Annotated in this window: 4 protein-coding genes; all 4 read left to right on the forward strand. The window is 72.9% G+C overall.

Annotated features, from left to right (window positions below; all coding sequences use genetic code 11):
* Nucleotides 1–24 precede the first annotated feature (24 nt).
* Complete coding sequence (cas3, locus tag AA75_RS42380; RefSeq protein WP_199520560.1) at nucleotides 25–2,439, forward strand: CRISPR-associated helicase Cas3'; 2,415 nt, start codon at nucleotides 25–27, stop codon at nucleotides 2,437–2,439.
* 664 nt (nucleotides 2,440–3,103) lie between these two features.
* The gene (locus AA75_RS42385; protein WP_082527250.1) at nucleotides 3,104–4,426 is read left to right on the forward strand and encodes an MFS transporter; all 1,323 of its coding nucleotides are present in this window, start codon (nucleotides 3,104–3,106) and stop codon (nucleotides 4,424–4,426) included.
* 32 nt (nucleotides 4,427–4,458) lie between these two features.
* On the forward strand, nucleotides 4,459–5,586 hold the full coding sequence (locus AA75_RS42390) for a GNAT family N-acetyltransferase (RefSeq protein ID WP_033825835.1): 1,128 nt from the start codon (nucleotides 4,459–4,461) through the stop codon (nucleotides 5,584–5,586).
* A 44-nt stretch (nucleotides 5,587–5,630) separates the two neighbouring features.
* Nucleotides 5,631–6,899: an ATP-grasp domain-containing protein gene (locus tag AA75_RS42395; RefSeq protein WP_082527251.1), complete on the forward strand. Its 1,269-nt coding sequence runs from the start codon at nucleotides 5,631–5,633 to the stop codon at nucleotides 6,897–6,899.
* Nucleotides 6,900–6,943 lie beyond the last annotated feature (44 nt).

Here is a 6,943-nt window from a genome sequence, read left to right on the forward strand (position 1 = left end):
CCCAGCAACAGAAAGGAGACAACCTTGGGCACGAGCGCCGATCCCCTGCGGACGCTGCTGGCCAAGAGCGCCCGCGGGGCCGTGCCACCCGAAGAGCTGACGGTGCACTTGGCGGCCACCTTGGCGGCCGGGATCGAGCTCGCCCGGCGGATCGGCCGGATCGAGGCCGCCGAGCGGGTGCTGGACGGCCGGTTCTGGCCGGCCGCCCAGCTGAGCGGGCTCTACCACGACGGAGGCAAACTCCCCGACGGCTGCCAGCAGATGCTCCTCGGCCGGGTGCGCTCCTGGGGCGAACGCCACGAGATTGTCTCCCTGGGCTTCCTGCCGGCCCTGGTCCCGGACGAGCAGCTGCTCGGGTGGGTGGCGGCAGGTGTCGCCACCCACCACCGCGCCCTGACCGGCAGCAACGGCCGCGATCTGCGCTTCCTCTACGACGGCCTGACAGCGGACGAACTCGCGAAGCGGATCGGCCCGATCGACGAGAACGCGGTGACGGCGCTGCTCGGCTGGCTGCACACCACCGCGGCCACCGCCCTGCTCCCCACCACCGACAAGACCGGCACGCTGAGCAGCACCGGCCTCACCGACATGGCGCACGGCATCCTCACCGAGTTGCTGAACCGCTGGGACAGGCGGGTGGCCGCCGATGTCGGCCTGGCCGCCGTCCTGCTCCAAGGAGCGGTGACGGTCGCCGACCACCTCTCCTCCGCCCACGGCTGTCTCCACACCTCCCAGCCCTTCGACCACCGCTTCCGGCCCGCCCTCGAAGAGCAGATGTCCACCAAGGGCCGGGTGCTGCGCGAGCACCAGCTCCGCGCGGCCGAGACCAGCGGTCACCTGCTCCTGCGCGCGCCCACCGGGAGCGGCAAGACCGAGGCCGTGCTGCTGTGGGCGGCCCGCCAGGTCACCGAGCTCGCCCAGCACACGGGCGGGGTGCCCAGGGTCTTCTTCACCCTGCCCTACCTCGCCTCCATCAACGCGATGGCCGACCGCTTCGCCGACCTGATCGGCGACCCGGAGCTCGTCGGCGTCGCCCACTCCCGCGCCGCCTCCTACCACCTGGCCGCCGCCATCCGCTCCACCGACAACCCCGACGAGGACGAACAGGCCGGGCCCTGCCAGCAGAGCGAGGTATCGAAGGCCCTGTCACGGGCAGCGTTCACCCGCCTGTTCCGCGAGAGCGTCCGGGTGGGCACCCCGTACCAGCTGTTCCGCGCGGCCTTGGCAGGCCCGGCCCACGCCGGCCTGCTCGTGGATGCCGCGAACTCGGTGTTCATCCTGGACGAGCTGCACGCCTACGACTCCCGCCGCCTCGGCTACATCCTCGCCACGGCCCGGCTGTGGGAGCGCCTGGGCGGACGGATCGCCGTCGTCTCCGCCACCCTGTCCGACGTCCTCGCTGACCTCTTCAAGGACACGCTGGCCCAGACGCCAACCCTCGTGGACACCCCCGATCTCGGCCTGCCGGCCCGCCACCGCCTGCAGGTCCGCCAACACCACCTCACCGACCCGGCCACCACCAACGAGATCCGCGCCCGGCTCGAAGAGGGCCAGAGCGTGCTGGTCGTCGCCAACAACGTCGCCCACGCCCTGGCCCTCTTCGCCGAACTCGCCCCACACTGCCGGGCCCTCCACGGCGACGACAGTGCCTTCCTCCTGCACTCCCGCTTCACCCGCCAGGACCGCAACCGCATCGAACAGAACATCCGCGCCCGGTTCGCCAGCGCAGCAGCCGACCGCCTCCCCGGGCTGCTGGTCGCCACCCAGGTCGTCGAGGTCAGCCTCGACCTCGACCTCGATGTCCTCTTCACCGCCGCCGCACCCCTGGAAGCCCTTCTCCAGCGCTTCGGCCGCGTCAACCGCCTCGGCGCCCGCGAACCGGCCGACGTCATCGTCCACGCACCGGCCTGGACCCGCCGACGCAACCAGCCAGGTGAGTTCGCCGACGGCATCTATCCTCGCGAACCGGTCGAGACCGGCTGGCAGCGCCTGCTCGAACACCAGCACCGCATCATCAGCGAGGCCGACGCGACCGGCTGGCTCAACACCATCTACGCCACCGACTGGGGCAAGCGCTGGCACGGCGAAGTCGCCACTCACCGGGACGCCTTCGAGAGCGCCTTCCTCACCTTCCGCCGTCCCTGCGCCGACCGCACCGACCTCGCCCAGACCTTCGACGAACTCTTCGACGGCACCGAAGCCATCCTCGAACAGCACCGCGCCGCCTACACCCAAGCCCTCACCCAGGGCACTGCCGCCGAAGGACGCCTCGTCGCCGACCAGTACCTCATCCCCATGCCCGCCTGGGCCGCCCCACTCAGCCGCTACGAGAAAGCCCTCAACGTCCGCATCCTTGACGCCGACTATGACCCCGACCTCGGCCTCCTCGCCATCCGCGGCCCCCACCGACACGCCTACCAGACCAGCCAGGTCGTGTGACGGCCGCCGGCGCATCAACAACGCACGGTAGGTACGCTCATCGCCCCGTTCAGGGGTAGCAACCCCTTGAAGCCGAGCACCAGGGCGAAGGCTCAGCGGGTCTCATCGCGCCCGGCGGAGTAGCAACTAGCGCAGACCAGCGGTAGCAGTACCACCGTGCCTGTTCTCATCGCCCCTGAAAGGGGTATCAACTACCACTCCCAAGAGTCGAAGCCGAAGGTTCTGCCGCCCTGATCTGCCTTTGAAGGGGCGGCAACTCCAAGGAGCACAGGTCCAGGGCGGCGATGCCAATCCCCTTGCTACTGGACTGGGTTGAGTGATGTCGGAGCCGTTGGCCTGACAGCGCTGTCACTCGCTGGACTTCGTACTGCGCCAGCTCGCCGCCACCGCGCGCACCAAGAGGCAAACCGCGCGGGCCCGGCCGGTGACAGGGCCGCGCGCTGCGCGGTGGCGCAATGGCCGAGAGCCCACCGGATAGGGCCCGTGGCGCCCCTGGCGCTTTGATCAATCCGCACGGATCACCCAAGCGCGGCTTGTACCACATGATCGGCGCGATGCGTCGGGCTGCATGGCACGGAGTCTTGGGGTCCGCCCGCCGACGAACGCGACCGACGCTTCGTCGGCGGGCGCACCACCGAGCCACCGACGCCAGCAGGAGCAGCGCATGTCCGTCTTCCCGTTCACGGAGCCCGGCGACCGCGCCGAGCGCGCCCTGCGGCGGGCACCGCAGAACGACCGGGACTGGCTGCTGCGCTGCTACGTGCTGCGCGGCACCGACGCCCTTGCGGGTTCGGTGATCACCTACGCCGTGCCGCTGCTGGTCCTGACCCTCACCCACTCGGTGATGTGGACCGGGGCCGCGTTCCTGCTGGAGTGGCTGCCCCGGCTCGCCGCGATCGTGCTCGGCGGCCCGCTGGTGGACCGGCACAGCCCGCAGACCGCAGTCCTGGCGACCAGCCTGGCGCGCGGCGGGGCCGCCCTGCTGACCCTGGCGGGGATGAGCCTGGGGCTCGGCGTGCCGATCGTGCTCTGCTTCGGCGTCGTCGCCGGGATGCTCGCCGAAGGCAGCTTCCTGGCCGTCGAGTCGCTCGGGTCGGAGGCGAGCCGACGAGCGGGCGCCCAGGCGCACCGGGTGCAGTCGCGGTTCACCGCGATCGACCAGAGTGCCGCGCTGCTGGGCCCGCTGATCGGCGGCGCCCTGCTGCTCGCCGGTCCGGCCCTCCTGCTGGCCACCGTGGCGATCCTGTCCGCGGTCACCATCACCATGGCGCTGGTCATGCACACTCCGCGCGTGCGCCTGCGTCTGGTCGCCGAGCACCCCCGCGAGCGCGCCCGCGAGGCCCTGGCCGGCGGCCTGCATGGAGTGCTTGGCACCCCCGCCCTCGCCTGGCTGGTGGCCACGCTCGCCGCCGCGAACCTGCTGTCCGGCCTCCTCCAGGTCTCCACTCCGATCACCGTCACCCGGGACCTCCACCACAGCACCGCCGCCACCGGCCTGGTGTGGAGCGTCGCGGCCGTGGCCTCCCTGCTGGCCGTCCTCGCCGCCAAGCCGGCCATCGATCGCCACGGCCTGTTCCCCGTGATCCTCACCTCCTCCGTCGTCACCTGCGCAGCCGCCGCCGGAGCCGCCCTGTCCCCCAACCTGGTCACCTACACCGCCGCGGTCGCCACCCTGATGGCCGCCGAGGGCGCCGCGACGGTCGCCCTGCGCACCGCCCGTGCCCGCCTGATACCCGCCCGGCGCTTCGGCGCGACGCTGTCGGTCTGCGTCCTGCTCGTCCTGGCCCCCCTGCCGCTGGCCGGCCTGCTGGTCGCCGTCGTCCCCGCCGACGGCGTCCGGGCCCTGCTGTTCGCCGGAGCTGTCGCCGTCACGGGCGCCACCGCCTTCTGCCTGACCGGCCTCCACCGGCACCGGCACACCTACGAGCAGCCGGCCGCCGAGCCCGCCGACCAGGACCAGCCCGCCATCCAGGCCGAGGCCGCCTGAGCCTCCCCCAACCCCTTGGAGACCGCCACCGCATGACCCTGCCCCACTTCGCCGTACCCCAGGCCAACGCCCGCTGGTACGACAAACCCGACGACGCCCCGGCCGACACCCGGCGGGCACCGCACCCCTCCCGCACCCGGGCCTGGGCGAGCGCCTGGTCGACGCTGACCACCGAACGGATCCTGGACCACCACCACCTCCACCTCACCGACCCCGCCACCGGGGCCGCCGAGACCATCTCCTTCTTCCTCACCGACGCCGACGGCTCCCCGTACTGGACGAGCCAGGAGACCGACGCCGGCGTCCCGCCGGTGTGGCCCGGCCGAGTTCTGTACGCCGGGAGCCCGCACGCCGAGTACGGCGGCGCCGGCACCGCGACCCCCACGCTGGCCTCCGCCACCACCCGGGCCGGCCTCGACCTCGCCACCCGGCTCGGCGCCGACGCCCTTGTCCACCCCGGACTCGACCAGGCCCAGGCCGACCGACTGACCACCGCCGCCTGCGCCGCAGACGCGGGAAGGGTCCTGAACCTGGCCACCGACGTCGCCTGGACCCGCACGCTCGGACCGACCCTCGACCAGTGGTGGCAGGGCATGCCCTCGCGCCAACGCCGGGACATCCGCCGCCGCTGGCGCCGCGGCACCGAGGCCGGCCTCGTCCTCGAGCCGCTCACCCACGCCCGCGACATCCTCGACGCCGCGCCCGCCTTCGCACCGCTGGCCGCCGGCACCGCCGACCGCCACGGAACCCGGCTGTACGGAATCGACATGTTCGTGCAGCTGGTCACCGTCCCCGGCACCGTCCTGCTCACCGCCCGCCACGACGGCCACCTCGTCGGCGGGATCTACGGCTGGCTGTACGACGGCTGCCTCTATCTCTGGGCCTCCGGCCTCGACTACGAGCACCCCCAAGCGCCGCTCGTCTACACCTGGCTGATGTGTGAGTCCGCCCGCTGGGCACTCGACCAGGGCGCGACCCTCATCGACGCCGGCCGCGCCAACCACCTGGCGAAGGCGCGCCTGGGTTACCGGCCGCGCATCCTGCGCACCGTCGTCCACCTGACCGGCCACCAGCCCGCCACCGAGCACGCGCTGCGACGGCTGTCGAAACTCCTCGGTGACCAGGCCGCCCCGCACCTGTCGGCGGGGGCCCGCTGGTGAACCCCACCGTGCCCGCCGCACCGCCCCGTACCGGAAGGACCAGCATGACCACCGTCAACGCCCCGACGAACGACACTCGTGACGAGGGGGTGCTCCTGGTCCTGAGCTCGGGAGACCGGGACTATCGCTCCTACTGTCTCGCCTCCGCCGCCGGGCGCAGCCCGCTGGTCCTGGTTAACGCCACCGAGCCGACCTGGCAGCTGGATCACGTCCGTGACCACGAGGTGGCCCACCTCAACGATCTGGAGCAGCTGCGGTGGGCGGTCGCCCGCCTCGCCGAGCGTCACGACATCAAGGGCGTGGTGACGTGGGACGAGTACGCGCTGGTGCCGGCCGCGCACGTCGCCGCCGACCTCGGCGTACCCGGGCAGTCCTCGGCCACCGCCGCGGCCTGCCGAAACAAGGCCGCCTCGCGGGCGGTGTGGGCCTCGGAAGGCGTGCCGTCCGCCCAGTCGATCCGGGTCACCTCCCTGGTGACCGCCGCCCGCGCGGCCCGCCGCATCGGCTACCCCGTGGTCCTCAAGCCCGCCGCCCACGCGGGCAGCATCGGCGTGATCAAGGTGGAGAAGCCCGACGACCTGTCGGGCGCGTTCGCCTACGCCGGCGGCCGGGCCGAGGACCAGGGCGAGGAGGGCAGCGGCGTCCTGGTCGAGGAGTACCTGGACGGCCCCGAGATCTCGGTCGAGTGCGTCACCCGCCGCGGCATCACCACCGCCGTCGCCGTCACCCGCAAGGAACTCGGACCGGAACCCCACTTCGAGGAGGTCGGCCACGTCGTGGCCGCCGGCGACCCGCTGCTCGCCCAGGTCGGCCCGGTCGCCGAGGCCGCCCTGGACGCCCTCGGCATGAACAGCGGCATCTCCCACGTCGAGATGCGCCTGACCGCCGACGGCCCGCGGCTGATCGAGGTCAACGGGCGCATCGGCGGTGACTTGATCGGACACCTGGTCCGTCTCGCCACCGGCATCGACCTCGCCGCCGCGGCGGCCGACATCGCCCTCGGACGCGAACCCGACCTCACCCCCACCCGCTCCGGTGCCGCCGGCGTCCGCTTCCTCTACCCGGCCGCCTCCGGAACCGTCCGCACCGCCCGGCCCCGACCCGAACTGGGCAGCCCCGCCTGGCTGGAGCGCCTCGTGTGGGAGCGTCACCCGGGCGAGCAGGTCCTCCTGCCTCCGGCCGGCGACCTCGGCACCGCGCGCCTGGGGCACATGGTGGTCACCGGCGCCGACGCCGCCCAGGTCCACGAGCACCTCGCCCACGCCGAGGGCCTGCTCGACATCGCGGTCGACCCCTCCCCGGCCGAGGACTGACCCACCGAACCGACGGCGGGCCCGGCGCACTGCTCGCGCCGGGC

The sequence above is a fragment of the Kitasatospora sp. MBT63 genome, assembly GCF_000710465.2.
In the GTDB taxonomy this organism is placed as follows: Bacteria; Actinomycetota; Actinomycetes; order Streptomycetales; family Streptomycetaceae; genus Kitasatospora.

Excerpts from the sequence above, each read along its gene's own strand:
- AA75_RS42395 (WP_082527251.1), top strand. The coding sequence starts at position 5,631 with ATGACCACCGTCAACGCCCCGACGAACGACACTCGTGACGAGGGGGTG.
- AA75_RS42390 (WP_033825835.1), top strand. The coding sequence starts at position 4,459 with ATGACCCTGCCCCACTTCGCCGTACCCCAGGCCAACGCCCGCTGGTAC.
- AA75_RS42385 (WP_082527250.1), top strand. The coding sequence starts at position 3,104 with ATGTCCGTCTTCCCGTTCACGGAGCCCGGCGACCGCGCCGAGCGCGCC.